General features: G+C 70.5%; 24 protein-coding genes and 2 pseudogenes. 4 read left to right on the top strand and 22 right to left on the bottom strand.

The features are described from left to right. Positions 1 to 56: 56 nt before the first annotated feature. The 11 genes and pseudogenes from proB to A6P39_RS27545 all read right to left on the bottom strand — a co-directional run bounded on the left by proB (position 57) and on the right by A6P39_RS27545 (position 12,577). Positions 57 to 1,163 (bottom strand): glutamate 5-kinase, encoded by a 1,107-nt coding sequence (gene proB, locus A6P39_RS27595; RefSeq protein WP_067039628.1) that lies wholly within the window; start codon positions 1,161 to 1,163, stop codon positions 57 to 59. A 157-nt stretch (positions 1,164 to 1,320) separates the two neighbouring features. Continuing rightward, a pseudogene (locus A6P39_RS27590) lies at positions 1,321 to 1,779 on the bottom strand (hypothetical protein); the annotation flags it as partial. Positions 1,780 to 2,032: 253 nt separating this feature from the next. Then, positions 2,033 to 3,481 (bottom strand): GTPase ObgE, encoded by a 1,449-nt coding sequence (obgE, locus tag A6P39_RS27585; RefSeq protein ID WP_067039622.1) that lies wholly within the window; start codon positions 3,479 to 3,481, stop codon positions 2,033 to 2,035. 163 nt (positions 3,482 to 3,644) lie between these two features. Then, the gene (gene rpmA / locus A6P39_RS27580) at positions 3,645 to 3,899 is read right to left on the bottom strand and encodes a 50S ribosomal protein L27 (protein WP_030605064.1); all 255 of its coding nucleotides are present in this window, start codon (positions 3,897 to 3,899) and stop codon (positions 3,645 to 3,647) included. Positions 3,900 to 3,913: 14 nt separating this feature from the next. Beyond that, positions 3,914 to 4,234, bottom strand: a complete 321-nt coding sequence (rplU, locus tag A6P39_RS27575) for a 50S ribosomal protein L21 (protein WP_009188585.1) — start codon at positions 4,232 to 4,234, stop codon at positions 3,914 to 3,916. A gap of 230 nt (positions 4,235 to 4,464) precedes the next feature. Beyond that, positions 4,465 to 8,763: an Rne/Rng family ribonuclease gene (locus A6P39_RS27570; protein WP_199840675.1), complete on the bottom strand. Its 4,299-nt coding sequence runs from the start codon at positions 8,761 to 8,763 to the stop codon at positions 4,465 to 4,467. Positions 8,764 to 9,025: 262 nt separating this feature from the next. Next, positions 9,026 to 9,802: a TIGR03936 family radical SAM-associated protein gene (locus tag A6P39_RS27565; protein WP_067039619.1), complete on the bottom strand. Its 777-nt coding sequence runs from the start codon at positions 9,800 to 9,802 to the stop codon at positions 9,026 to 9,028. A gap of 46 nt (positions 9,803 to 9,848) precedes the next feature. Continuing rightward, positions 9,849 to 10,613: pseudogene (locus tag A6P39_RS27560) on the bottom strand (hypothetical protein); the annotation flags it as partial. Between the two features lie 48 nt (positions 10,614 to 10,661). Next, positions 10,662 to 11,192: a peptidylprolyl isomerase gene (locus A6P39_RS27555; RefSeq protein ID WP_067039613.1), complete on the bottom strand. Its 531-nt coding sequence runs from the start codon at positions 11,190 to 11,192 to the stop codon at positions 10,662 to 10,664. 234 nt (positions 11,193 to 11,426) lie between these two features. Beyond that, positions 11,427 to 11,702 (bottom strand): hypothetical protein, encoded by a 276-nt coding sequence (locus A6P39_RS27550; protein WP_067039610.1) that lies wholly within the window; start codon positions 11,700 to 11,702, stop codon positions 11,427 to 11,429. 74 nt (positions 11,703 to 11,776) lie between these two features. Beyond that, positions 11,777 to 12,577, bottom strand: coding sequence for a hypothetical protein (locus A6P39_RS27545; protein ID WP_275883911.1), 801 nt, complete (start codon positions 12,575 to 12,577; stop codon positions 11,777 to 11,779). A 479-nt stretch (positions 12,578 to 13,056) separates the two neighbouring features. On the opposite strand from A6P39_RS27545, the gene A6P39_RS27540 reads away from it, so the two are divergent. The 3 genes from A6P39_RS27540 (at position 13,057) to A6P39_RS27530 (ending at position 14,534) form a co-directional block, all read left to right on the top strand. Then, the gene (locus tag A6P39_RS27540; RefSeq protein ID WP_067039607.1) at positions 13,057 to 13,518 is read left to right on the top strand and encodes a hypothetical protein; all 462 of its coding nucleotides are present in this window, start codon (positions 13,057 to 13,059) and stop codon (positions 13,516 to 13,518) included. 209 nt (positions 13,519 to 13,727) lie between these two features. Next, on the top strand, positions 13,728 to 14,021 hold the full coding sequence (locus A6P39_RS27535) for a hypothetical protein (RefSeq protein ID WP_067039604.1): 294 nt from the start codon (positions 13,728 to 13,730) through the stop codon (positions 14,019 to 14,021). A 222-nt stretch (positions 14,022 to 14,243) separates the two neighbouring features. Further along, positions 14,244 to 14,534, top strand: coding sequence for a hypothetical protein (locus A6P39_RS27530; protein WP_067039601.1), 291 nt, complete (start codon positions 14,244 to 14,246; stop codon positions 14,532 to 14,534). A gap of 71 nt (positions 14,535 to 14,605) precedes the next feature. Here A6P39_RS27530 and A6P39_RS27525 read toward each other — a convergent pair whose 3' ends face one another. From A6P39_RS27525 to A6P39_RS27490, 8 genes are all read right to left on the bottom strand, one after another. Continuing rightward, complete coding sequence (locus A6P39_RS27525; RefSeq protein WP_234378724.1) at positions 14,606 to 14,950, bottom strand: hypothetical protein; 345 nt, start codon at positions 14,948 to 14,950, stop codon at positions 14,606 to 14,608. Between the two features lie 342 nt (positions 14,951 to 15,292). Next, on the bottom strand, positions 15,293 to 15,550 hold the full coding sequence (locus A6P39_RS27520) for a hypothetical protein (protein ID WP_067039598.1): 258 nt from the start codon (positions 15,548 to 15,550) through the stop codon (positions 15,293 to 15,295). A gap of 144 nt (positions 15,551 to 15,694) precedes the next feature. After that, positions 15,695 to 16,078, bottom strand: a complete 384-nt coding sequence (locus A6P39_RS27515; protein WP_067039595.1) for a hypothetical protein — start codon at positions 16,076 to 16,078, stop codon at positions 15,695 to 15,697. Positions 16,079 to 16,221: 143 nt separating this feature from the next. Next, positions 16,222 to 16,470 (bottom strand): hypothetical protein, encoded by a 249-nt coding sequence (locus tag A6P39_RS27510; RefSeq protein ID WP_067039592.1) that lies wholly within the window; start codon positions 16,468 to 16,470, stop codon positions 16,222 to 16,224. Positions 16,471 to 16,729: 259 nt separating this feature from the next. Then, positions 16,730 to 18,142, bottom strand: a complete 1,413-nt coding sequence (locus A6P39_RS27505; protein WP_067039589.1) for a condensation domain-containing protein — start codon at positions 18,140 to 18,142, stop codon at positions 16,730 to 16,732. Between the two features lie 172 nt (positions 18,143 to 18,314). After that, positions 18,315 to 19,181, bottom strand: a complete 867-nt coding sequence (locus A6P39_RS27500) for a tyrosinase family protein (protein ID WP_067039585.1) — start codon at positions 19,179 to 19,181, stop codon at positions 18,315 to 18,317. Between the two features lie 215 nt (positions 19,182 to 19,396). After that, positions 19,397 to 21,946 (bottom strand): amino acid permease, encoded by a 2,550-nt coding sequence (locus A6P39_RS27495; protein ID WP_079133134.1) that lies wholly within the window; start codon positions 21,944 to 21,946, stop codon positions 19,397 to 19,399. Between the two features lie 511 nt (positions 21,947 to 22,457). After that, complete coding sequence (locus A6P39_RS27490) at positions 22,458 to 22,679, bottom strand: hypothetical protein (RefSeq protein ID WP_067039579.1); 222 nt, start codon at positions 22,677 to 22,679, stop codon at positions 22,458 to 22,460. A 341-nt stretch (positions 22,680 to 23,020) separates the two neighbouring features. Between A6P39_RS27490 and A6P39_RS27485 the strand changes: the two genes are divergently transcribed. Beyond that, positions 23,021 to 23,374 carry a hypothetical protein gene (locus A6P39_RS27485; RefSeq protein WP_199840674.1) on the top strand — a complete coding sequence of 118 codons (354 nt, stop codon included), beginning with the start codon at positions 23,021 to 23,023 and terminating at the stop codon, positions 23,372 to 23,374. Between the two features lie 106 nt (positions 23,375 to 23,480). Here the strand turns inward: A6P39_RS27485 and A6P39_RS27480 are convergent, their stop codons facing one another. From A6P39_RS27480 to A6P39_RS27470, 3 genes are all read right to left on the bottom strand, one after another. Then, positions 23,481 to 23,816 (bottom strand): hypothetical protein, encoded by a 336-nt coding sequence (locus tag A6P39_RS27480; protein WP_067039574.1) that lies wholly within the window; start codon positions 23,814 to 23,816, stop codon positions 23,481 to 23,483. A 393-nt stretch (positions 23,817 to 24,209) separates the two neighbouring features. Then, positions 24,210 to 24,755: a PH domain-containing protein gene (locus A6P39_RS27475; protein ID WP_067039571.1), complete on the bottom strand. Its 546-nt coding sequence runs from the start codon at positions 24,753 to 24,755 to the stop codon at positions 24,210 to 24,212. A gap of 656 nt (positions 24,756 to 25,411) precedes the next feature. Beyond that, on the bottom strand, positions 25,412 to 26,701 hold the full coding sequence (locus A6P39_RS27470) for an HTTM domain-containing protein (RefSeq protein ID WP_067039568.1): 1,290 nt from the start codon (positions 26,699 to 26,701) through the stop codon (positions 25,412 to 25,414). Position 26,702 lies beyond the last annotated feature (1 nt).

The following is a 26,702-nucleotide window of genomic DNA, read 5'->3' as shown; positions in this document are numbered from 1 at the left end:
ACGTCCCCCACCGGGGGCGTTCCTTACGCCCCGTTTTACGAGCGGTTTTGCGAGTGTCAGGCGTGCAGGAGCACCAGGTCGTCCCTGTGTACGACCTCACGTTCGTACGCCGGGCCCAGCTCGCGTGCCAGCTCGCGGGTCGAACGGCCGATCAGCCGGGGGATCTCCTTGGCGTCGAAGCTGACGAGCCCCCGGGCCACCGCGCGGCCCGCCGTGTCACGCAGTTCGACGGGGTCGCCGGCGCTGAACTCGCCCTCCACGGCGGCGATCCCGGCGGGCAGCAGCGACTTGCGGCCCTTGACGACGGCCTCGACGGCGCCGTCGTCGAGGATGAGCGCGCCCTGCGGGGTGGAGGCGTGCTGAAGCCACAGCAGCCGGTCGGCGGACCGCTTCCCGGTGGGGTGGAAGTAGGTGCCGGTGTCGCCACCGCTCAGGGCCTCCGCCGCGTGCACGGCGCTGGTCAGGACCACGGGGATGCCGGCGGCGGCCGCGATCCGGGCGGCCTCGACCTTGGTGACCATGCCGCCGGTGCCGACGCCGGCCTTGCCCGCGCTGCCGATCTCGACGCCCGCGAGGTCTTCGGGACCCTTCACCTCCGCTATCCGCGAGGTGCCGGGCTTGCTGGGGTCGCCGTCGTAGACGCCGTCGATGTCGGAGAGGAGGACGAGCAGGTCGGCGTGGACGAGGTGGGCGACGAGGGCGGCGAGGCGGTCATTGTCGCCGAAACGGATCTCGTCGGTGGCGACGGTGTCGTTCTCGTTGACGATCGGGAAGGCGCCCATCGCGAGCAGCTTGTCGAGCGTGCGCGAGGCGTTGCGGTGGTGGGCGCGGCGGCTCATGTCGTCGCTGGTGAGCAGGACCTGTCCGACGCGGACGCCGTAGCGGGCGAAGGAGGCGGTGTAGCGGGCGACGAGCAGGCCCTGGCCGACACTCGCGGCGGCCTGCTGGCGGGCGAGGTCCTTGGGGCGGCGGCGCAGGCCGAGCGGGGCGAGACCGGCGGCGATGGCGCCGGAGGAGACGAGGACGATCTCCCGCTCTCCGCCGCTGCGGATCTTGGCCAGCACGTCGACCAGTGCGTCGACGCGGTCGGCGTCCAGGCCGCCGGCGGCGGTGGTCAGCGACGAGGAGCCCACTTTGACGACGATCCTGCGGGCCTCGCCCACGGCCTGCCTTGCCCTTGCCACCTTGCCCTCGGTTCCCTCGTGTTCCGGCTCTTGTGCCCGCGCGCACATCCGGCCGCCTGGTCGGCAATCTACGCGAAGTGGATCGCCTCGCGCGCATCCGTTCCAGCCCCCGGACAGGCGCTGGGTAGCCGTTCGCTCACGATGTGCGTACGGCAAAGAGGCGGTACCGATGGCAACGGCGGGCGCTGCGGCCCGGCACGGTCAGCCCGCGTTCACCCCGTCCGGGTGGCACGGTCCGCTGCCCGGGCACCGCGTTGCTCAGCCGGGCGGGATCCACGCTCCCGGCGCCCGGCCGGGACCCCTGCCCGACGTTGCGGGTGACGGCCTTGAGCCCGAGCTGGGCCACCGCGGTGTTGAACCGGTCGATCGGCCACGGCTCGTCCGGGCCGAGCAGATAGCGCTTCAGCTCCGCACGCTCCTCCGCCAGCGGGTCGGCCGACGGATCGCGCACGGCGTCCAGCAGGCCGTCCAGCTCAACAGCGCTGTTGAACAAAACGGCCGCGGCCCGTACGGCGGTGTTCTGCCGCTTGAACTCCTCCACGCCCAGCTCGCCGGAGTCGGTGACCGCGTACGGCTTGCCGCTCGCGATGAAATCGAACGGAGAAGTCTCTGGAGAAGTCTCTTAGGAAGACCGCACTCTCCCAGCCGGTCCTTCACGGCGGAAGCGCGCCCTGGACACAGTCCCTCTCCATGATCAAGGGACGGCAGGACTCACGCCTGAGACGTGCCTGAGAGAGCCGTAGGACCAAGATGAGTCCACGGCCAGTGGGCGCCCTGGGCGGCCCGGAGCGCGGGCCTGGGGGCGGCAGCCCCCAGGCGGCAACAACAGCAGACGGAGCCCTGCTCGCCTACTCGAACGGGTCGAACTCGTCGTACTCCCGGAGGGACTCGTCCCGCTCGGCCTGCTTGTCCCTGCGGCGCTGCGCAGCCGGCCGCTCCGCGTCGAAGCGGTGGTCCTCGCCGCGGCGGCCCAGCATCTCCGCACCGGCCATGACCGACGGCTCCCAGTCAAAGACGACCGCGTTGTCCTCGGGGCCGATCGCGACGCCGTCGCCGGACCGGGCGCCCGCCTTCATCAGCTTCTCTTCCACACCGAGGCGGTTCAGCCGGTCGGCGAGGTAGCCGACGGCCTCGTCGTTGTTGAAGTCGGTCTGGCGCACCCAGCGTTCGGGCTTCTCGCCGCGCACCCGGAACAGCAGCTCGCCGCCGACCTCCTCGCGGGTGACGGTGAAGCCGGCGTCGTCCACGGCCTTGGGCCGGATGACGATCCGGGTCGCCTCCTCCTTCGGCTTCGCGGCGCGCGCCTTGGCGACCAGGTCACCGAGCGCGAAGGACAGTTCGCGCAGCCCGGTGTGGGCGACGGCCGACACCTCGAAGACGCGGTAGCCGCGGGCCTCCAGGTCGGGGCGGACCATCTCGGCGAGGTCCTTGCCGTCCGGCACGTCGATCTTGTTCAGGACGACGATCCGGGGCCGGTTGTCGAGGCCGCCGTACTCGCGCAGCTCCGCCTCGATGACGTCGAGGTCGGAGACCGGGTCGCGGTCGGACTCCAGGGTCGCGGTGTCCAGCACGTGCACCAGCACGCTGCACCGCTCCACGTGACGCAGGAACTCCAGGCCCAGGCCCCTGCCCTGGCTGGCGCCCGGGATCAGACCGGGCACGTCGGCGATGGTGTAGACGGTCGAACCCGCCGTCACGACACCGAGGTTGGGCACGAGGGTCGTGAAGGGATAGTCCGCGATCTTCGGCTTGGCCGCGCTGAGCACGGAGATCAGCGAGGACTTGCCGGCGCTCGGGTAGCCGACGAGGGCCACGTCGGCGACGGTCTTCAGCTCCAGGACGACGTCCTGCAGGTCACCGGGCTCGCCGAGCAGCGCGAAGCCGGGCGCCTTGCGGCGGGCGGAGGCCAGCGCGGCATTGCCGAGTCCGCCCCGGCCGCCCTGCGCGGCGATGTACGACGTCCCGTGTCCGACGAGGTCGGCGAGGACGTTGCCCGCCTTGTCGAGGACCACCGTGCCGTCCGGCACCGGCAGGACCAGGTCCTGGCCGTCCTTGCCGGAGCGGTTGCCGCCCTCGCCGGGCTTGCCGTTGGTGGCCTTGCGGTGCGGCGAGTGGTGGTATTCGAGGAGCGTCGTCACGGACTGGTCGACGGTGAGGATGATGTCACCGCCACGCCCGCCGTTCCCGCCGTCCGGGCCGCCGAGCGGCTTGAACTTCTCACGGTGGACGGAGGCACAGCCGTGACCTCCGTTACCCGCGGCGACATGCAGCTCGACGCGGTCCACGAAGGTGGTCATGGTTCTGTGCCTCCTGGGGGTTCCCCCGGCCGGAGACCGGGGGAGTACGGATGTTTCTCTTCATCACGCTTAACACGCGAAAGGCGGACCCGCCTTCCCGACCGGGAAGTGAGGTCCGCCTCGCGAAAGCGTTCGGTGCTGGATCAGCTGTTGATCAGGTGATTCAGGCGACCGGAACGATGTTCACGACCTTGCGGCCACGGTGGGTACCGAACTCCACCGCACCGGCCTGGAGGGCGAACAGCGTGTCGTCGCCGCCACGGCCGACACCGGCGCCGGGGTGGAAGTGGGTGCCGCGCTGGCGGACCAGGATCTCACCCGCGCTGACGACCTGACCGCCGAAGCGCTTCACGCCGAGCCGCTGGGCGTTGGAGTCGCGACCGTTCCGGGTGGACGATGCGCCCTTCTTGTGTGCCATGTCTCTTCAGTCCCTTACTTCGCAGCCGTGGGGATCGACGTGACCTTGATCGCCGTGTACTGCTGGCGGTGGCCCTGCCGACGGCGGTAGCCGGTCTTGTTCTTGTAGCGCAGAATGTCGATCTTCTGGCCCTTGTGGTGGTCCACGACCTCGGCCTGGACCTTGATGCCGGCCAGCACCCACGGGTCGCTGGTCACAGCGTCGCCGTCGACAACGAGCAGGGTCGAGAGCTCGACCGTGTCGCCAACCTTGGCGGTGGAAATCTTGTCAACCTCAACGATGTCGCCGACAGCAACCTTGTGCTGGCGACCACCGCTGCGCACGATGGCGTACACGCGGATCTCTCTTTCGCTCGAAGAAACGGCACCCCCGCAGGCCAGCCGCCCACAAACACACGGACGACCTCTCCCGGCCCGCCTTGCGTCCGGGAGGAAGAGGTTTACGGGGATGTGGCGCGCTCAGTGACACGCCGACGGTCAAGATTACGGGCCCCGGCCGAGGGGGTCAAACCGGGCCCCGTCGGGCGTGCGGCCGGTCGCGGTGGACCGGCCGCACGCCCTGGGCGTCAGCCCTCGTCGGCGGCGGTGGCGGAGACCGTGGTGGTGGTCTTCTTCGCCGTCGACTTCGCGGCGGCCGTCTTGGCGGTCTTGGCCGCCTTCTTGGCCGTCGTCTTCTTGGCGGCCGTCTTCTTGGCCGCGGTCTTCTTGACGGCGGCCTTCTTCACCGCCGCCTTCTTGGCGGTCTTGCGAGCCGCCTTCTTGGCCGGAGCGGCCTCCTCGGCCGGTGCCCCGGCCGTCTCCTCGACCGCCGAAGCCGCCTCCGCCGGAGCCTCCGCGGCCGACGGCACGACCACGACGGCCGCCTCCTCGGACGCGGTCGGCGCGGTGGCCTTGCGCACGGCACGGCGGCGCGGGCGGGCCGGGGCGGCACCCTCGGCAGGCGCGGGCGCCTCCTCGACGGCGGCCGGGGCCGGAGCCGGGGCCTCGGCCGCGGGCACCTCGGCGACGGGCTCGGCCACCTGCTCGGCGACAGTCACCACGGTCGCCTCGGCCCCCGCCGGGGAACCGGCCGGCGCCGACACCTTCCGGGTCGCCCGACGGCGCGTACGGCCCTTGGGCGCGGCCTCCTCGGCGGCCTCGGCCTGCGGTGCCGCGACCACCTGGTCCTCGACGGCGACCGGCTCGGCCAGGACCTCGGCGGCAGGCTCCGGACGCACCGGGCGGACCGCCGTCTCCTCGACGGTGACCTCCTGCGCGGTCGGCGCCTCGGCCCCGGCCTCCTTGGAGGCGGCCTCCCTGCGAGCCCTGTCGGCCCTCTCCGCCTTGGGCGCACCCGCCGGAGCCGAGGCCCGGCGGCTCGCCCGGCGCCGCGTACGGCCACGGGTGGCAGCCGCCTCCGCCTCGGCGACGCTGCTGTACAGCTCCTCGTCCGGCGCGAAGTCGGGGGCCGGGAGGGCGACCGGCTCGGCGGCCTCGGCGGCCACCTCGACGGCGGTCTCCACCTCGGGCTCGACGGCCTCGCCGGTCTCCACGGCCACGGCGGCGGTCTCGTGCACGTGCTCAGCCGCGGGCTCGTGCGCCTCGGCGCCACGGCCGCGCTTCTTGCGCTTGCCGCCACCGCCGCCGGCGGGCACGCTCGGCTGCTCCATGTGCACGATGACACCGCGCCCGTTGCAGTGGACGCAGGTCTCGGAGAAGGACTCCAGCAGGCCCTGCCCGACGCGCTTGCGGGTCATCTGGACCAGGCCCAGCGAGGTCACCTCGGCGACCTGGTGCTTGGTCCGGTCCCGGCCCAGGCACTCCAGCAGACGGCGCAGCACCAGGTCCCGGTTGGACTCCAGCACCATGTCGATGAAGTCGATCACGATGATGCCGCCGAGGTCGCGCAGCCGCAGCTGGCGCACGATCTCCTCGGCCGCCTCCAGGTTGTTCCTGGTGACCGTCTCCTCGAGGTTGCCGCCCTGGCCGGTGAACTTGCCGGTGTTGACATCGACGACGACCATCGCCTCGGTCCGGTCGATGACCAGCGAACCGCCGCTCGGCAGCCAGACCTTGCGGTCCAGCGCCTTGGCGAGCTGCTCGTCGATCCGGTAGGTGGCGAAGGCGTCGACCTCGGACGTCCACTTCGACAGCCGGCCCGCGAGGTCCGGCGCGACGTGCGAGACGTAGCCGTGGATCGTCTCCCAGGCGTCGTCACCGCTGACGACGACCTTGGAGAAGTCCTCGTTGAAGATGTCGCGCACGACCCGGACGGTCATGTCCGGCTCGCCGTACAGCAGCGTCGGAGCGTTGCCGCTCTTGGCCTTCTTCTGGATGTCCTCCCACTGCGACTGCAGCCGCTCGACGTCCCGGCGCAGCTCCTCCTCGCTCGCGCCCTCGGCGGCGGTGCGCACGATGACGCCCGCGTCCTCGGGGACGATCTTCTTGAGGATGGTCTTCAGACGCGCGCGCTCGGTGTCGGGCAGCTTGCGGCTGATGCCGGTCATCGAGCCCTCGGGGACGTACACGAGGTAACGGCCCGGCAGGGAGACCTGGCTGGTCAGACGCGCGCCCTTGTGGCCGATCGGATCCTTGGTGACCTGGACGAGGACGGACTGCCCCGACTTCAGCGCGGACTCGATGCGACGGGGACCGTTGGCCATCCCCAGCGCCTCGAAATTGACCTCACCGGCATAGAGAACGGCATTGCGCCCCTTGCCGATGTCGATGAAGGCGGCCTCCATCGACGGCAGCACGTTCTGGACCTTGCCCAGGTAGACGTTGCCGACGTATGAGGTCGACTGCTCCTTGTTGACATAGTGCTCGACGAGCACGCCGTCCTCGAGCACGCCGATCTGGGTGCGCTCGCCGTGCTGGCGCACGACCATCACGCGCTCGACGGCCTCGCGGCGGGCCAGGAACTCGGCCTCGGTGATGATCGGAACGCGGCGGCGGCCCTGCTCGCGGCCCTCGCGGCGGCGCTGCTTCTTGGCCTCCAGACGCGTCGAGCCCTTGATGGACTGCACCTCGTCGGACGGCTCGCTGGGCTTGCGCGGCTCGCGGACCTTGACGACCGTACGCTCCGGGTCGCCCTCGCCGGGCTCGGTGTCGGCGCCGGTGTCACCGGCGCGGCGACGACGGCGACGGCGACGCCGGCTGCTGGAGCTGGACCCGGCGCCCTCGTCGCCATGGGCCTCCTCGGCGTCCTCTTCCTCCTGCTCGGCGGTGTCCTCGGCGTCCTGCGCGGCCTGCTCGGCGGCCAGCTCGTCGGCCTCGGCCTCACCGGCCTCGCCCTCGGCGGCCTCACCGCGACGGCGGCGCCGGCCGCCCCGACGGCGACGGCGACGGGAGCCGGACTCCTCGAAGCCCTCGGCGCCCTCCGTCTCCTCGGTCTCCTCGGTCTCCTCGCCCTCGGCGAGGTCCTCGACGGCCTCCTCGGCCTCTTCCGGCTCCTCGGCCACGGCGGCCTCGACGGCCTGCGGCTCCTCGGCGGCAGCGCGACGGCGGCGACGGCGGCGCGCACCGTCGGCGCGCTCCTCCGCGTACTCCTCGGACTCCTCGGTGCCGGCGGCCTCGGCCGCGGCCTCCGCAGCGGCGCGCTCCGGGGTCTGGAACTTCGGCTCGGCGAAGACCGGCGCCTGGAAGACGGCGACGGCGGGGCGGGCGGGCCGGCGCGGAGCCTCGGGCTCCGCGGCCTCGGGTGTCTCGGGTGTCTCGGGAGTCCCGGCCGCGGCGCGGACGGACCGCGCGGGCTCGGAGAACCCGGACGCGGCACGCACCACCCGGCGCCGGGCACGACGCGGGGCGGCCTCCTCGGCCGGAACCTCGGCGGCGGCCTCGACGGCCTGCGGCTCCTGGGCAGCGGGCTCGGCGGCGGCCGGGACCTCGGCGGGGGTGTCGGCCACGGCGGCCTCCTCCTGCGCGGGCGCACCGGCGGGTGCGGACACCCGGCGGGTGGCACGCCGACGGGTACGACGCGGAGCGGCCTCCTCGACGGGCGCGGCTTCCTCGGTGGCGGGCGCGGCGACCTCGGCGGCGGCTTCTTCGGTGGTGTCCGTGGCCGGGGTCTTCTCGGCGGCCACGGCCTCGGCGGTCTGCGGAGCACCGGCGGGCGCGGAGGCACGGCGGGTCGCGCGGCGACGCGGACGCGCGGCGGCCGGGGTCTCCTCGACGGCGGCGGCCTCCTGCGGGACCGGCTCGGCCTCGGCCGCAGCCGGTACGACGGCCTCGGCGGACGCGGCGGGCGTCGCGGCGGGCGCGGACGCACGGCGCGTGGCCCGACGGCGCGGACGACCGGCGGAAGCGGCCTCGACGGCGGGTTCCGCGACGGGCTCTGCGACGGGCTCGGCAGTGGCGGAGGCCTCGGCGGCCTCGGGGGCGGCCGGCGCGGAAACGGTGCGGGTGGCCCGGCGGCGGACGCGGCGCGGTGTGGCCTCCTCGCCGACGACGACCTCGCCGCCCTCGGCCGCGGCAGCGGGCTGCCCGGTCCCGGCGGCGGCGGACGCGGCGGGTGCGGCGGCCTCGGCGGAGGACGGCGCACCGGCGGGCGCGGACGCACGGCGTGTGGCCCGGCGACGCGGACGGCCGGCGGCCGGCGTCTCCTCGGCGGCAGACGCCGAAGCGGCCTCGACGGCCTCAGTCGTCTCAGCGGTCCCGATGGTCTCCTCGACCTCGGCGGCCTCTTCGTCGCCTTCTGCGACCAGGGCCCCGGTGGCCTCGGCTGCCTCGTCGGCCGGTATGGCCGGCAAGGTCACCTCGGTGGGTGCCTCCGCCGCGGCCGGCGGACCCGCCGGGCGGGAAGCGGCACGGCGACGCCTGCGCGGCGGCAGGGTGTCGCTCGGAGTGTTCAGTTCGGAACCCTCGATGGGTTCGGTCGGCTCGAGCATGCGGGCGGTTCTCCCGTCAGGCTCCCGGGCGCCGCACCTGGTCCGGCGTCGGCCTCGATGGGCCGTACGCCGTTGACGTCCGCGGCCCGCGCGATGCGCGATGGCCGCCGTCCGCGGCGCGGGCGCCGCACGGGAGCACTCTGTGTCCTGTCTCGCCGGTTCCGTACGCCTTGTCGGTACGGCCTGGCGAAAGTCTTCTGGTCGGCGCGCTGCCCGACCCAGGTGGCTCCCGAGTACGAGGGCGGCGCTTCGACGTCCGTCCCTACGCGGAACCTTCCGGCGTCGGCGCCGTCGCGGCGGCAGCCGGTGCGGCCGTCAGGGCCTCGGCTGCCTCGCGGTCGGGCGCGAGCGGGTCGGTCACCGTGCCGGTCTCTTCATCGAACAGCCCCTGCGCCAGCCTGGTCACCGCTGCGGGGACCGGCGGCGCCAGGTCGGCCACGGCGCGGAGACCGGACAGGACGTCGTCGGGTCGTACGGCAGGCGTCACGTGCCGAACAACCAGCCGCAGTATCGCACAGGGCTGGTCGGTCGGCCTATCAGCCGGTGAACCATGCGTTTCCAGGCCCGCCACGGCCGGCCTGGCGTCGAAGGTGCGGACACCGTTCTTGGTCGTCCGCTGCACCTCCACGCTGTCGGCCTTCGCGAAGGCCTCGACCGCGCGCTCGGCGTCGGCCAGGTCCACGCCGTCCAGCCGCAGCTCCCAGACGGAGGCCGTCAGCCGGTCGGCGAGGCCCGAGGTCCGTGCCTCGACCGCGTCGACGATGTCGAGCCCGGCGGGCAACGACTCGTCGAGGAGGACGCGCAGGGTCTGCGGGTCACGCGGCTCGGTGAGCGCGATCTCCAGATACTCCGCCTCACTGCCCGTGCCGGTGGGTGCGGCATTGGCGTACGACACCTTCGGGTGCGGCGTGAACCCTGCCGAGTACGCCATGGGCACCTCGGCACGGCGCAGCGCACGCTCGAAGGCGCGCTGGAAGTCTCGGTGGCTGGTGAACCTCAGGCGGCCGCGCTTGGTGTAGCGCAGTCGGATGCGCTGCACCGCGGGTGCGGGCGGCGGGCCTTCGGGCTGTCGCTTGCCCAGTGTCCTAGTCCTTCGTGAGAGCGGTCGTACTGCTATCAAGAGTACGTGTCACGGGCCCCTGAGGTTCCCGCCGGTCCGCCGCGGCCTGCTGCCGGGGTTCGCCGAACAGCATCCGCCGCATGTCGGCGCGGGCCTGCCGTACCGCGTCGCGCGCGCTGGTCAGTGCCTCGCGGACGGCCCGGCCCGCCAAGCGCGCACCCGCGGCCGCGGGCCGCAGGACGGCGTCCCGGACGATGTGCCCGAGGGGCGTGAGGACGCTGCGGTACACCCAGCGCACCGGCTCCACGAGGAGCCGTCGCAGGACCGCCCCGAGCACCCGGCCGGCGGCCCGCGAGATCCGCCCGGCGATCCGCCACGCGTGCCCGAGCGCCTCTCCCACCTCCCGCACCACGACGGCGAGGTCCCGGCCGACGGGCACGAGGACCCAGCGACACAGCGCGCGGGCGGGCAGGACGAACAGCGCGCGCAGCACCCGGTACAGGGCGAGGCCGATGCCGGTGGCGACGGGCGCGAGTACCCACCTGTGGAGCCTCCGGGCAGGCACGACGAGCAGATGGTGCGCGAGCCGGACGAGACCGTGGCCGACGGGGGTGAGCACACAACGGTGGAGCCACATCGCCGGTACGGCGACGAGCACGCGCGCGAGCCGGGCGAGTGCCGTGCCGAGGGGGACCAGGACGTACCGCCCCAGCGCCACGAGCGGCCGTACGAACAGGGCCCTCGCGCACCACAGCAGGGCCCTGCCGAGCGGCCGCAGCAGCGTGTCGCGGCTGCCGCCGCCGGATTGCGATGGCGTTACGGCTGGGCCGCCGGGCGCTCAGCGGGTCTCGATGGCCACCGACTCGATGACGATGTCCTCGTCGGGCCGGTCGGTGCGGGGGTTGGTGCTCGTCGTCGCGATCGCGTCCACGACCTTCTGGCTCTTCTCGTCCTGCACCTCGCCGAAGATGGTGTGCTTGCCGGTGAGCCACGTGGTCGGGGCGACGGTGATGAAGAACTGGGATCCGTTGGTTCCCGGCCCGGCGTTGGCCATGGCCATCAGATACGGCTTGGAGAAGGCCAGGTCCGGGTGGATCTCGTCGCCGAACTTGTATCCCGGCCCGCCCGTGCCGTTGCCCAGCGGGTCACCGCCCTGGATCATGAAGCCCTCGATGACGCGGTGAAAGACCGTGCCGTCGTACAGCGGGTCCGTGGTCGTCGCACCCGTCTCGGGGTTGACCCACTCCCGCTCGCCCTTCGCCAGCTCGACGAAGTTCTTCACCGTCTTCGGCGCGTGATCCGGGAAGAGCCGGATCACGATGTCGCCCTTGTTCGTCTTCAGCGTCGCGTACAGCTGCTGCTCTGCCATCGTCGTCCTCCTGGCTGGTCGTCACTTGATCGTGACACGGGCCTTCGTGCCGCATGCCCGGTTGACGGCGCATACGGCGGCAATACCGCCGAACGAGTGACCGCGGGCCACGGCGCGGTTCCCGAAGGCCGGACAGCGACGAGCCCCCTCCCCGCCGGGGAAGGGGGCTCGAGCGGCACAGTGCCTCACCCGCGCCGGTGCCCGATTCGGCGGCGGGTGTCCGTCCGGGGCCGGTCAGAACGCCTGGTTGTTGCAGCCCATGTCCGAACCGAGGTGGCTCTGCTGCGCCCCCGGGTTGCCTTCGCCGTTCAGCAGGTTGCCCGCCAGGCCGGTGATGGCGCCGATGTTGCCGAGCACGTCGATGTTCATGTCGTGCGAGCGGCACTCGGTGTTCTGCGTGACGTCGAAGTCATGGCCCGGCTCACCGTGTGCGAAGGCGGTGTTGCCGCCGAAGGAGCAGACACTGCCGAGGACGGCGCCCACGAGGACTGCCTTGTGGAACTTGCGCATTGGTTCTCCGTTGGTCGAGCGGATGGGATCTGCGACAGATCGGGGGGGTATTGCGGGCGTCTACGGGCAGGCCGTCAGCCGAGCCGGGGAAGCCCCAGCTGGCCGAGCGGAGGCGCCGCCACCTGTCCGAGGCCGACCGGAGCCAGCTCCGGCACGCTCGGCGCCCCGACCAGGGGGTTGATGAGCGGGTTCACCTGCGGATTCACCTGTGGGTTCACCTGCGGGGCGACACGGGTCGGGCCCTCCGGCGCGAAGCCCTGGGGTACGGCCACCTGCGGGGCGACCTGGGGCATGACCTGCGGCACGACCTGCGGCGTCACCTGCGGGGGCGGGGCCGGCTGCGGGGCGTACTGCGGCTGGGGGGCGTACTGCGGCTGGGGGGCGTACTGCGGCTGGGGGGCGTACTGCGGCTGCGGGGCGTACTGCGGCTGCGGCGCGTACTGCGGCTGCGGCGCGTACTGCGGCTGCGGTGCGTACTGCGGCTGGGGCGCGTACTGCGGGGGCGGGGTGGTGGAAGCCTGTGCCGTTCCCTGCGACGAGGCCGAGGCGGAGGCGTAACCGGTCTGCTGTGGCGCCGGCGGGGCGTACTGCGGGGGCGGCGCGTACTGCGGCTGGGGGGCGTACTGCGGTGTGGCGGTGGCCCGTGCCGTTCCCTGCGACGTGCCGGAGGCGTAACCGGCTTGCTGTGGCGCCGGCGGGGCGTACTGCGGAGCGGGCGCCGGGGGTGCGGCCTGGGGAACCGGCTGCTCCGGCGCCGGTGCCGGAGCGGCACCGCCATATCCGACGGGAGAGTCGGCATGGCTGACGCCGGCGCCGATGGCGGACAGACCACTGGCCGCTGCTAGAACGAGCGCGGCCTTGTGAAGCTTGCGCATGAAACCCTCGGCCCTTCGATACCTGAAAAAGGGAAATCCATTGAATTCAGTACGATCACGACGATCACGCGTGCGGCCGGTGCGGTAATCGCACTGCACCGTCAGCACCGTCAATCCTGAGTGGCACACGGACATCGCGTCGGAGCCGGCAGCGAATTCCCTCACCGCCTCTTTGAGTCCACGGTCGCTGCCCTCTCCCGGTCGGAACGAGGATCCCCGCGCCATGGTCACGGCGCACAAAGGCCCGTCACCCATTTGCCAGCCACGAAGGCCGGCCATTGCGCCCCCTGTGCCCTTGCGTCAAATGGGTGACCACGGCCCGGCACCCGTATCCGAGTCCGCGCGCATCTCGTTCCGCACGGGGCAAGCAGCGATGGTCCGTCGCAGCCGCTCAGGGCAGCGAAAAAAGCGGCAACTGCGCTGCCTCATCAGGATTTCACCAGGTTCCGTGCACAGGTCAATGAAGGGCCGAGGATTCCATGCGCAAGCTTCACCAAGTCGCGCTCGTCGTCGCAGCAGCCGGCGGCCTGACCGCCGTCGGCGCCGGCCCAAGCTCCGCCGTCGCCCCCGCCTACAACGGGGGCACGCCTCCCGCTTCGCAGCCGGACACCCAGGCCGCCTCGGCCACCTCCTCCCAGGCGACCGCGCAGACTTACGGCACACCGGCCCCGCAGGGGCGCGGCACCGATGTCGCTCCGCAGGTCAACCCCCAGCTGAACCCGCAGATCAGCCCCCAGATCTCTCCGTCGGCCCCGCAGCCGGCCCCGGCGGGCCCGGTCAGCCAGGCCAACATGTTCCGCCCGTACCAGGAGTGCAGCCCGCAGAACCTCCTCGACGCGAACATCCCGGTCGCCCTGCTCGCCGCCTCCGAGACCAGGGGCGTCGACTGCACCCAGGCCAACAGCCAGTCGAACTCGCTCGCCAACGCACACCACGGCTGACGTCCCATCATCTTCGCACGTCGCACGGGCCTTTCGGCGATCACGACCGAAAGGCCCGTTCGCATGCGATACGGCTTTCGAGTGTTTCTGACGAGTCATCAGAAGAACGGCGCGTCGTTGCCGGTTTTAGCGTATTTCGTACTAATCTCCCGTAACTGTAAAAAGTCGATCTGCCACAGATCGCATCCACTCACTCCACCGGAGATGACATGCGCAAGCTTCGCAATGTTGCCGTCCTGGTTGCCGCACTCAGCAGCATCGGACTCGTGAGCGGCACGGCCTACGCCGGCGGCCAGGGCGACGGCAAGGGCGGCGACCACGGAGACAAGTTCAACATCACGCAGAGTTCCCACTGTCGGTCGCACGACCTGAACCTCGACGTCCTCGGCGAGGTCGGCCTCCTCAACGGCCTGCTGGGCAGCGCCATCAACGGCGAGGGCAACCCGGGCGCCCAGGCCACCAACCTCGGCTCGACCATGGGCTGCAACAACAGCGCCTTCTGAGTTTCCGTCCGGCGCCGAGGCGCCGGACAGTGAATGGTCCCGGCGCCGGGCCAGGCCGGGCGCCGGGACCATTCATGTGCGCCGACAGCTCTCCGAGGTGGCGAAAAAAGCACTCGAGTTCGGCGCGTCACTCGATTCTTTCGGTCATTTCGTATCAGCCTTCACATGGCAAAGCTGGCGATTTCTCACAGATCGCATCCACCTCATTTCACCGGAGATGACATGCACAAGCTCCGCACCGCTGCTGTTCTCGTCACCGCGTTCGGGAGTCTCGGACTCCTGGGGGCCGGCACCGCCCACGCCGGTGGCCAGGGCTTCGGCAAAGGCGGTGACGAATTCCAAGTCACGCAGAGCAGCAACTGCAGGTCGCACGACCTGAACCTCGACGTCCTCGGCGAGGTCGGCATCCTCAACGGCCTGGGCGGCAACCTGCTGAACGGCGAGGGCAACTCGGGCGCACAGCAGTCGTCCCTGGGCTCGTCCATGGGCTGCAACAACTCGTTCGGCAAGTAACGCACAACGACGATCCCCGGTATCCCGACCGCTGGTTGGGATACCGGGGATTTTCGTTGTGCCGACGGCGCTCAGAACTCGATGTGCGGCTTCTTGAAGCCCTTGGGCATCTTTGCCGTGTTGGAGCAGTCCACCACCGGCCCGACGCTGGAGGTTCCGCCGTCCAGCAGCTGGCCCTCCGGAAACACCACGCGCGGCCGGTCTGCCGTCGAGCAGTCCTGCGTCTGCTTGATGACGTGCGAGCCGTCCTTGTCGATGCGGGTCTCGCTCTTGTGAACGCAGACGGTGCCGCCCTGCGCGGTGGCCTTGCAGTCGCTCTTGGGGCCGTCCGCGTACGCGTGTCCGGCGCCGACGCAGAACACGGCGAGACTTCCGACGAGCCCCGAGACGGTGGCGATCTTCCGTGGAGTGAGCATGTACTGAATTCCTTTACGACTAGGACTACGACTACGACGAAGGCCCGGGCGCGTGCGCCATTGACTGGCGTGCGCCCGGGCCCGGGAAGGTCGAAACAAGGCATTCCGCGCCTGGGCGCGTTGTCCGTGCGCCCAGTTGCGGAAGTGGCGCAGCCCGGACGCGCACTCCGACGGGAGTGTCACGCGTCCGGGCCGCCTTCGCCACGGGTTCACTCAGCACACCGGTGACCAGACCGAATCGGTGCGGGTCCGGGACGCCGAGTTCGTGCGATGCGCATCAGGCTTCCCCAGAGGGCGGATGCGCCCGTGGTGGCGCCGAGAGGATGACCCCTCGGTACGTCTTTACTCGTCGCCCTGGTGCTGGCCGTAACCCTGCTCGGGCCCGGGGTTACCCTGCTCCTGCGGCTCGCCCTTCGGCTCACCCTCCGGCGGGGTGAAGTTACCGCCGGTGGCCACGGCGTTGGCCGTCGAGGTGGCCACGGCGGTGATCTGCGGAGGCGGCGCGTCCTCGCCGCCGGCGGCGAAGCTGACACCGGCACCGAAGGCGGACAGCCCCGCAACCGCCGCCGCTACGACTGCAACGCGCTGAAACTTACGCATGGAATGACCCTTTCTTATCCAGGCGGAACACCTGGCTTGACTACTTAATGTGAGCATATACACACAGTCCGTAGTTACTGAGGATCTACACTCCACATGTCGCGTTGGCCCCCGTCTGCCGTATCGGCGGCCGCCGTATCGGCGCTATGAGGCGTCGGCCGGAAGAATCCGGGCCATGGGCCCCAACGCGCCGCCGTCCGGCTGCTCCTGCTCGGCACCGGGCTCCGTGGGCGGCACTCCCACGGTCTCCGGGGAGCAGGTGACCTTGGGCCCGAGCCGCTCCGTGCCCTGCCCCAGGAAGGCGGGCAATCTCAGGGGCTGCACCGGCTGGCAGGTCTCCTGATGCGGGACGGCACCGCCGTCGGACGTCTGACCCTTGATCTGCTGGGTGCAGGTGATGGTGCCCAGGAGATCGCGAGTGCAGCCCCCCGAACTTGACGCTGCATACGCCTGGGTGAAGCCGACGCAGGTCACAGCGATGCCGCCGACGAGCCCCGAAACAGCCGCGATCTTCTTCCTGCTGAACATGTGATGCGCTTTCCTTTGTTGGGGTGCCCGCCGCGCCGGGCTCCGTCTTCGAGAATCAGGCAACCGGCCGGGGGTGCGGGACTCTTGGGGCCGGCCCCGAAGAGTCCCGCGCCGGGCGTCGCGCACGATGACGCCGCCGGGGGTCAGCCGGTGGTGAAAGCGTTGTTGTACTGGTGGCAGTTGACGCCCAGGGTGTCGGCGAGGCCGAGCACGGGGACCGGGACGTTGTTCTCGGACACCGTCTGCGGGCTGCACTCCTGGTAGGGGCGGTACTGGTCGGACGTCAGCGGCTGGTCACCGCCGTAGGTGTCGGCGACGGCGGCGCCGGCACCGATGGCGGACAGACCGCCGGCCGCCACTGCTGCGATCACGACCTGCTGAAGCTTGCGCATGGAGCCCTCGGTTCTTTGCTGATACAGCGAAACTGATTGCCTAGCGTGACTGAACGAACACTAGCAGTAGCGGCATACGGCATTCCACACCGGACATCCGCCTCGAGGGGGATATAGCCCCGCAGAATCACCCGATGGACGCCAACTGGCCGTACGGGGACATGGATTGCCGTGCCGCGCATGCCGTCGCGTCACCCGGGTCCGCGTCGGACGCGGCACGGCGCCGACGCCAACACGGGTGACGCGGAGGACAGTTGCGTCAGGAGAACGCCGGTTCCGCGACTCGGGGGCGGTCACGCGCGGGCACGGAGCCGATCAGGTCCCGCAGTGCCTCGACGTAGCGCCGTACGTTCTTGTACGCGACGTCGGTGTCCGGATAGCGGCAGGCGAACCACAGTCCCTCGTGCAGCCGGTTGACCCAGGCGCACACCTGGTCGCCGTACGACACCCGGATCAGCCCGTACGCCTTCCGCTCGGTCCAGTCGGCCGAGCCGGGGATGAGACGTGCGTCGACGTACGAGATGATCGAGTACATGTCGGGCGAGGTCGGCCGGAAGTCCGCGCCGAGCAGACGCAGTACCCGCGCCAGCGGAATGCGCGCCAGCGACCGGTTGGCCCGCAGCTCGGCGCGGACCGTGGTGAGCGCGTCCGCCAAGTCCCGTGCCGCGGGCACCTCGATCGGTGCACCGCCGACGTACCAGCCCACGGAGTCCGACCACGCGGACTTCAGCCGGGTGTGGAACGGCACGACCGTGCGGTAGACCGGCTGCCCGCCGAGTTCGTGGACGATCAGGCTGGTCGCGGCCAGGACGCCCACCAGACTGCCGCCGTAGGGCCGGCAGTGCGCCTCGAACGCGGCGGCGGCGTCCGCGTCGACGAGCGGCTCGCACAGCAGCTTCTGGGCGGGCAGCACACCACCGGGCTGCAGACCGAGGTCGACGGGGAACTCCGGAAGCCTCCCGTCGCACCGGCCGATGAACTCCCGCCAGCGCGCGACGATCGCGTGGGTGTCGTCGATGCCGTCCGCGTTCACCCGCTCCTGCTCGCAGAAGTCGACGTAACTCCCCGCGGGCAGGCCGGTGCCGGGCCGCCCCGTGACGCCCGCCGTGTACAGCCCGTGGATCTCGTCCGGGATGCGTTGCAGGGAGTAGGCGTCGACATTGGTGTGGTCGAAGGCCATGTACACGCTGGTGGAGTCCTCGCGCACGACCGCCGCGTAGATGAAGTTCGGCCAGCCGAGCGCGTCCGCCGCGGCGTCGAACCGGTCCTGCAGGTACCGGATCAGCGCCCCCGCGTCGGCGAAGTCGCCGACCACGTCGCGGTGCAGCGACACGTCGTCCTCGTCGAGCGTGAACCGGTGCATGTCGTCACCGGTCCATCTGAAGCCGCTGCGCAGCGTCTCGTGACGCAGTGTCCAGCCACGCAACGCCTGTTCCAGCGCGTCGAGATCGGCCCGGCCCGGCAGGTCGAACGCCGTGCCGAGCCAGGTCGGTACGAACAGTCCGTCCTCCCGTACCGACCGGGCCGTTCGGATGTGCGACTCCTGGATGTACGCCGGCGGCCGCGGGTCCGGCGGCAGCACTGCCGCGGCCGCGATGGTCGCCGGGCTGAACGTCCACTCGACGAGCCGTCCGGGCCGGACCTCGCAGCGCTGGATGTCAGAAATTCGCACGGTGGCGTCTCCTTCGCAGAAGACACCAGCTTGATCAAGGGGGAGCCGTACGCGAGCGGTGGTCGCTGTGTCGTCGGCATTTCAGCGGGACGTGTGACACCTCGAACGGAGAAGCGATCCCTCGACGGTGTCCGGGTGCCGCTGAACGGCTGTTGACCGGGGCGAGTTGACCCTACTCATACCGGTAGATCCCACTCACGTCCTCCAGTTCGTCCGGCGTGACGTCCCACGGCGGCAGCCTCTCGTGCCGGGCCACGATCCGGCCGTGCTGGGGGTCACGCACACCGGGGGGCTCCGCGGGGAGGTACCGGTGGCCGGGGTGCCGTTGCTGCCAGCGGGTCCACTGCAGGTCGACGAAGGCGTGGTGCAGCCAGAAAACGGGGTCGTTGGGGGAGGCGGCGCCGAGCATCACCCCGCCGACCCAGTGGTGCACCCGGTTGTGGTTGTGCCAGGAGGTGCTGCCGCGCCCCCTCCCCCATCCCTCCAGTCTGTTGCGGAAACCCCGGCCGACCGTCGAGTTCCAGGGCCGGACGTCGTAGACCGGGTCGGCCAGCGCCGATTCGAGGTCGCGGCCGGTCGGCAGCTGGATCGGGTCGTGGGCGCGGCCGAGGTCGCGGGTGAGGTACCGCACGTCGGTCACCCTGTCGGTGAGCTTCCAGTAGCCCGCCCGGTAGGCGAAGGGGCCGGTCATCACCTGCCGGTCCGAGCGCCGTCCGTTGCCGCCGAGCAGGTCCTCGGTCCACGGCAGGGAGTTCGCCGTGCGGTCACGGGTCCAGTCCCAGTACGGCACGGTCACCGACGCGTCCACCCGCCGCAGCGCCCGCTCCAGCTCCAGCAGGAGCTTGCGGTGCCAGGGCAGGAAGGACGGAGTCATGTGGGCCGTGCGCAAATGGTGTTCGCCGTCGGGTGCGTTGTGCACGATGTGGATGTGCACGAACTCGTCGTACTCTCCGCGGCGTTTGACTTCCAGCAGGGCGTCCACCAACCGTCGCCGCTCGCTGCGGGTCAGCCTGTTGACGTTCTTACGGGTGTACGCCACGCTCGCCCTCCTCGTGCATCGGCCCCCCATCCATCAGTCCGGGTGCAACATCGCGTAGTTGCTCTGCGCCGGCCGCCGCAGGTGCTGTCGCAGGCGGTGGCCGCAGCGGTAACTGCCGGACGATCCTCCGGGTCACCGCCGTGCGGCCGGACCGGTGACGGAGCGCCTCGCGCACCTCAGTGGGCGCGACCGCTGCCCGGCCGGCCCGGAGACGGTCATGGACCGCTGCTGCGCGGCAGGTCCTGCTCGGTCCAGATCGTCTTGCCGGTGCGGGTGTAGCGCGTGCCCCAGTGGTGGGTCATCTGGGCGATGATGAACAGTCCCCGGCCTCCCTCGTCATCGCTCGCGGCGTGCCGCAGATTGGGCGAGGTGTGGCCCGTGTCGGAGACCTCGCAGATCAGCGACCGGTCGCGGATCAGCCGTACCTGGATCGCGCCGCCGACGTAGCGGATGGCGTTGGTGACCAGTTCGCTGACGATCAGCTCGGTGGTGAACGCCAGGTCGTCCAGCCCCCAGTCGCGGAGCTGCTTGCCGACGGCGGCGCGCACGGTGGCCACCGCCGCCGGCTCCGGGAGCACCGCCCACTCGGCGTGCTGGTTCCGGTCGAGCAGGCGCGTGCGGACCAGCAGGAGCGTCGCGTCCACGTCCACCGCCCCGGGCAGCAGCGCGGCCACCGCCCTGTCGCACAGGACGTTCAAGGGCGCTCGGCCGCCGGCCAGGACGCGGGACAGCCGCGCGAGCCCGGCGTCACGGTCGTCGGCCGCCTGGAGGAGGCCGTACGTGCAAAGGGCGAGCAGACTGCCCGGCGTCAGGTCCAGTTCCGTGCTCTGGTACGGCACGCCGCCGATTCCCAGCGGCGGCCCGAGCGGCAGCTCCGGACAGTCGACGACGCCCGGGGGCGGTGGGACGACCGCCAGCCCCGCTTCCCCGGCCCGCGCGAGGCTGCACTTCCCCGATACGGGGTCGTACACCGCGTACAGGCAGCTCACGCCCAGGGCCTCGTCGGCGTGCGGCAGCAGGCGGTTGCCCGGGCCCCGGCCGGTCCCGCCCTCCTGCGCGCTCTGCTCGACCAGGTCGGCCAGTCGGGACAGCAGCTCGTCCGGGCTCAGGTCCAGCCGGGCCAGCACGCGCACGCCCGTACGCAGGCGTCCCATGGTGGCCGCGGCACGCAGCCCGTGCCCGAGCACGTCCCCGACGACCAGGCCGACCCGGGTTCCCGACAGGGGAATGACGTCGTACCAGTCGCCGCCCACCCCTGACCCGCTGTCGGCGGGCAGATAGCGGCTCGCCGAGTCGACGGCGGCGTGCTGCGGCAGGCGGCGCGGAAGCAGGCTCCGCTGGAGTCTGAGGGCCACGGTGTGGCCACGGGTGACCGCCGGCATCAGCAGGAGACCGACCAGCAGGGCGCCGAGGCCGAGGACGGTGACCCCGCCCGTCCTGCCGATCAGCGGCAGGTCGACGACGGTCGTGCCGTACCCGGGATCCGCGTAGACCACGAAGGCGGCGTAGAGGAACAGCAGGATCATCATCAGCCCGCCCAGCCCGGGCAGCACACCCTTGAAGACCAGGTCCCTGGCACTGCGGGTCAGCACCTGGCGGTAGTACCAGAGGCAGGCGAAGCCGGTCAGACCGTACTGGAACGCGATCGCGAGACCGACCGAGTCGATCGAGTCGGCCAGGGCGTTCCGGCTGAACGACGCCAGCAGGACGTACAGGGCGATCGAGGCCGCTCCCATGCCGAGGGTGCCCCAGGTCGGGGTGAGGTACCGGCGGTGGACCCGGGCGAACCGGGAGGGGAGCGCCTTGTGGACCGCCATGGAGAAGACGGTCCTGGCCAGGGGCAGGATGGTGGTCTCGGCGGAGGCCAGCGCCGAGGTCAGCACCATAAGGATCAGCAGTCTCGACAGGAGCAGCCCCGTGTCGTGGCTCCCGAACACGGCCTCGCCCAGCCCGGACAGCACGTCGTCCGAGTTCTGTGTGTTGCCGAGCCCGATGCCCGAGGTGCCGACTCCCGCGAACGCCTGCGCCGAGGTGGACACCAGCCCGTACACGACCAGGAGCAGCACGGTGGACATGACCGCGGCGCGCCCGGGGACGCGCGCGCTGTCGACGGTCTCCTCGTTGACCGAGAACGCGGTGTCCCAGCCCCAGTAGATGAAGACCCCCGCGAGGACGCCCGAGGTCAGGGCCCTTGCCGAGGCGACCTGGAAGGGGTTGAACCAGGAGGCCGAGACATGGATCGCCGTCGCGGGAGGGAAGGCGTAGACCCTCACCAGCGCGACGACGGCGAAAAGGACCAGCATCACCACTTCCAGGCACAGCAGCCAGCGCTGGACAGCCGCCGAGAACTCGATGCCGACGTAGCAGATCGCGGTCAGCACGGCGATCCAGCTGACGCCCGCCACGGTGGTCCACAGCCGGTCGTCCGCCAGTGCGTCGAGGCCCACCAGCCGGAAACCGTAGGCAGCGGCGATCTCGGCGAGGTTCGCCATGACGATGACGTCGGCGACGATCAGGCCCCAGCCGCCCATCCAGCCGGTGCGCGGACCGAAGGCGCGGGTCGCCCAGGTGAAGGTGGTCCCGCAGTCGGCGTTGCTCGCGTTCAGCTCCCGGAAGGCGTACGCGACCAGCAGCATCGGAATGAACGCCAGCATCGTGACGATCGGGGCCTGCAGTCCGACCCCGGCCACGATGACGCCCAGCGTGGCGGCCAGGCTGTACGCCGGGCCGGCGGAGGCAAGGCCCATGGCCACCGAGGAGAACATGCCCAGGGCGTCGTTCTTGAGCCCTTTCCGGCCGGCCCCCGTCCCGGGAGCGGGGCGGCCGACGGACACGGCGTCGTCGAAGTGCCTCACACTTGATTGCACCGCCGGGCCGCTTGCCTCCGCAACAGCGCGAGGACAGCGGCGAGGCCGCCTGTCACAGCGGCTGACTTCACGAAATCAAACGGGAGACGGCCCGCGGCCCGTTGCCGCAGGCACCGTCATCCGTGGAGCGACACCCCCTAAGCCGCCCCTAAGCCGCCCTGGGCCGCGCCGTGCGCCTGCCCGGAGCGGGCTCCTGTGCGCCCTCGAGCGGCAAGGTGTCGTCTTCGTGCCCGAAGTCAGGAGCCTGGAAGGGGTTCGTCGCCGGAGGCGGAGACGCCGCGGTGGCGCGGCGGGGTTGCCCGTCCGGGGCGGAGAACAGCGGCGTCAGATCGATCAGATCGATGAGAGGTCTCTCTTTCGTGGCAGGCCCCTGAAAGGGCCTGGTGTGCCGTGACCGGGCACAGCGGTCCTACAACTTGGTCATCTTGGCGTACGGGCTCAAGATCCGCATCTGCGCCGAGCCGAAATCCACGAGCGCCGCGATTCCGTCCTCGAGGCCGATCACCCGGCCGAGGCCGTACACGTCATGTGTGACCTGATCACCCAGGGCGAAGTGCTTGGGAGCCGGTGTGACCGGGGCCTTGAAGGGGCTGGTGGGCAAATGACGCTTCGGTGCAGCGGGCTTTGTCATGGCTCAGTATGCGCCTTCGTTCCCACCGTTCGCTGTGGCCGTCGGCACAGATCCGGCTGGGGACACCCGCCGCACGCCACTGACCTGGGGTTTCAACACCTGGCGAGGCGAAACGCGCCCGCAGATCTCCTTTGCGTAACCGGCTCGCGGCGTCCACCAGGGAGGCCCACCGGTACGAAGACCGCGGCCGGCAGCGACCGGAGCCGTGGCGGAGACGCTCGCCGAGGCCCTGGAGGTGGGACAGTGGGCCACGTCTGTCGAGGACCGTCTTGTCCGGCATCAGGCGGCTCTGTCTGGGCCGGGCAGGGCGGTGGCCGCCCTGCATGACGAGGAGGATGCCGATGGCTGACCCTGCGTGGAAGCACGACCCGGAGGACCATGATTTCCCGGCCGCTCTGGACTATCTCGAACTGATCCTGCCGCGCGGCGAGGCGAACCGCGTCGTCGAGGAACTCCGTCAGGCCACAACCGCGATCAAGAAGGCGAAGGACATCCTCCGCGCTTCAGGCCTGCCGCTTCTGGGGCAGGACAACGTCCACGTAAAGAGCAACATCGAGAAGGTCCAGGCCGGAAAGAAGCTGTCGCCGGTGCTCCTGGTCCGCGGCCGGCCGCTGATCGTGGCCGACGGCTACCACAGGATCTGCGCGATCTACGCACTGTCCGAAGACCTTGAGGTGCCCTGCCGCCTGGTCTGACAGCCCTGCCGCACCAGCCCCCTTGCCGTCTCTGGCCAGGGGGCAAAGGGGCAAGCGACTTCACCGAGCTGCCTTGAATCATGGGTTCCGCCGTGGGTTCCCGCCGTCACGCTTGGCGTGCCAGCTTCTTCAACTCCTTGTGCGCGCCTGGGGCCATGGGCATGTCCAGTCTGCTGCACGTAAGGGCCCGCTTGGCGAGGACCAGGGCCTCGCCAAGCGCACTATTTTCATTGACGAGCAGTACCGGGGTACGTTCGTCCGTCGGCAGGGTGGTTGGCAACGTCAAGATCCCACGCTGCTTCAGCTCGTTCGTGACCGTCTGTGAGCGGGAGAGGCTCAGCCTCTCCCAATGCGGGGCCACCTGCTGCTTGATGGTCCACATAGGCAAGCGTTTGACGCCGCCGTCGAGCTTCACCGCGCTCACAATGTCGGCATATCCCATGGCGCGGGAGACTATTGGGTTGTTTGCTCAGCTGTCTGTCGACTTGCCAAGTCTGCTGTCGGTTTGCTACGCCAGCGCCTGCTGGTCGCCCGCCTGCTTTGCGAGCAAGCGCGCCCTGGGGGCACTTCGCTCTCGGCTTCGAGCCGCGCCTGACCCGGCTGCTGCAAGCCACGGCGACCGGCCTCGCTGCGGGCGGCACAGCCATGGAAGCCATTTGATGTTTTCGCCCGGTGTGTGTGCGCCGTCAGCGGCAGCAACTTCTTGCCGGTCCGGCCGATTTGGATCTGGGTGTCCATCTGGGGCCGGAGTGCTCGATAACGAAACGTCCGTCGACATGGCGCAGGTTCCGCCTGCGCCATGCATCATGTCGCAGCAGCCGACCCGGCCTCCCGGCTACAGCCCCAAGATCTGCCGCTTCTTGGCCGTGAATTCCTCCTCCGTCAGGATTCCGGCATCCCGCAGCTCAGCCAGCTTCCTGATCTGATCCGCCGAGTCCGAGCCCGCCGCGGCAGGGGCGACCGTAGCGCTCCCCGGCACACGAAGGTGGGAGCGGATCGCTTCCATCACTGGCCCGACGCGGTCCTTGGTGATGTTGGTGAAGCGGGTCGTGATGCCGCCGGCGCCAGTTACGACGATGGCGCCCTGAAGCAGGCCCCTGCGGTCGATGACTCCCGAGATGTTGGCCAAGGGGATCTCCTCCGTCGCCGAGGCGAACGCCCGCGCGTGGACGAACAGCAGCCTCTGGTCGGTGACGATCAGCGCTCCCTGCTGGTTGACGTTGCCCTGCTTGCGGAACGTCGTCGTCGCGGCGAGCACGCGCTCGTCGTCGCGCAGGGCCCCAGAGGCGACGAGCAGGCTCTTCTTCGACCCCCAGAGGGAGTTCTCCCGCGCGACCGCCTCGGCCAGGTCGTCACGCAGCCCTTCGGGAATCTTCGCCATGTCGTTCCTCCGCGCATGTTGCACGGGAGCTGCCAAAGCCCCCGTAGCGATACTGAAAGCGCATTGTGCGCTTCTCATGGCGGAAGAGTGCCGAACATGTGATGGCCTGTAAAGACGAGTAACTCACAGTTTGTTAAATCATGTACCAACCATCTGGATACGGTCTGCACCCAAGCACGGGCTCACACGCCATCAGACGCCAACGAGTCCCCGCCCAATCCGGGAGGGGGCTCGACAGGTCACACGCGGTGCACGCCCAGGGAACGGCTTCAGACCCACTCCACCTCGGAGCGGATGTGCGCGGAACTTCCAGGGCCCGGCAACGGCGTCCGAGAGGACGCCGGCGGCGCCGACGGGCGAGGGACCGAAGCGCCGACCGCAACCAGCGCAGCAGCCTCCTCCTCGCTCATCCCCGCCAGCGCCTCAACCACCCGACCGAGCGCCCCGCCCACCTCAGTGCACGTGACCGCTCGAAGCCGGCGTCGGACCCGCGTTCTTGACCGTCAGCGGCAGCAACTTCTTGCCGGTCGGGGTGACCCACAGCACCTCGCGCTGTGCTCGCCGCTCCGTGACACCAGAAACCGCAGTCGCCGTCGTAGACGAGCAGCGAGAGGCTTTGGAGTCGGCCTGCGTGGTGCGGGAGGTTCATCGGACGCTCACACCCCTTCAACGCATCGCCCGCCCATATCTCGTCCGTGGCGCTCGCGGATCCGCCGTACCAGCACTGCGGACCGGCCGTCGGCCCAGACGAGGAGGGCTGTGGGCAGGAAGACCGAATCGCTGACGATCATGGCGAGCGACAGGAAGGGGATGCCCAGGATGACCGCGATCCCGACGTGTTCGAGGATCATGACTGCCAGCAGCACGTTCTTGACCTTGCGGTACATGAGCGTGAAGGGGAACGAGATCTGCATGATGACCGTGCCGTAGCACAGCAGGAAGACCAGCAGCATGTTCGCCGAGACGAGGTCGGTCAGCCACGGCCAGGGACGGAAGAGGTCCAGGTGCATCGCGTAGTAGACGGCGCTCCCGTCCTGCCACTTTGTCCCTTGGCTCTTGTACAGGCCCGCTGAGGCGTAGATGAAGCAGACCTGAGCTGCGATGACCAGTATCGCGCAGTTGTGCAGCATGGCGGCGCCGGAGTCCAGCAGTGAGCGCATCGCGTGCCGAGGGGCCCACCGGTCCAGGGCGAACCACAGGCCCTGGAGGCTCCACATCACCCAGAAGACCCCGAGCCAGCCGTCCCAGTGGACGCATGAAGCCCACAACAGCAGCGGGCCGAGCGTGAGCCACAACGCGGCCCCGACCCGGTCGCTTCGTACGTCTCCGGCCTGCGGTCCACGGCGGCGCGCGTCCAGCGACCAGACCTGGCCACAGCTCGTGAAGGCCAAGTACACCGCCATGATGCGGATGATGTCGTCACCGGCGTCGCCTGCGAAAGGACTCCGGTTCTCGATCGCGAGCACTCCCACGAGGAAGAGCACCGCCGTGGCGCGGGTGCGCCAACCCAGCATGAGCAGTACGGCGGCTGCGATCGCCCCGTGGTAGACGAGTTCGAACCACCACCGGCCACCCGACCAGGTGAGCACAGTGAACGCGTGCGTGTTGGAGGCAAGGGTCCTGGTCATGGTCAGCGACCAGGGATTGCGGTCACCGAACAGCACGCGGCGGTTCGGCCACTCCCGGATCAGGTAGCAGGTGAAGAAGAAGCCGTAGCCGATCCGGATGACAGCGGCCTGGTACGGGGAGTGGGTTCGGCCGGCGAAAGCGATGAATCGCGACAGCCCCTCGACGACGCGTTCGCGTACGGAGACCCGGACGGCAGGAGGCTCGGTTGTCGACGGCTGTGACGCCGGGGCCGACGAGGACGGGGGGGCGGTGACGCCGTCTGCGGGAGGTTTGGGTGCCGGAACGGCGACCGTCGCCGCGTTGCGGTTTTCGTACACG

It is taken from the genome of Streptomyces sp. FXJ1.172, from assembly GCF_001636945.3.
Taxonomy (GTDB): Bacteria; Actinomycetota; Actinomycetes; order Streptomycetales; family Streptomycetaceae; genus Streptomyces.
The sequence above is the reverse complement of the archived record's forward strand: the minus strand, read 5'-3'. Positions and strand labels throughout refer to the sequence as shown.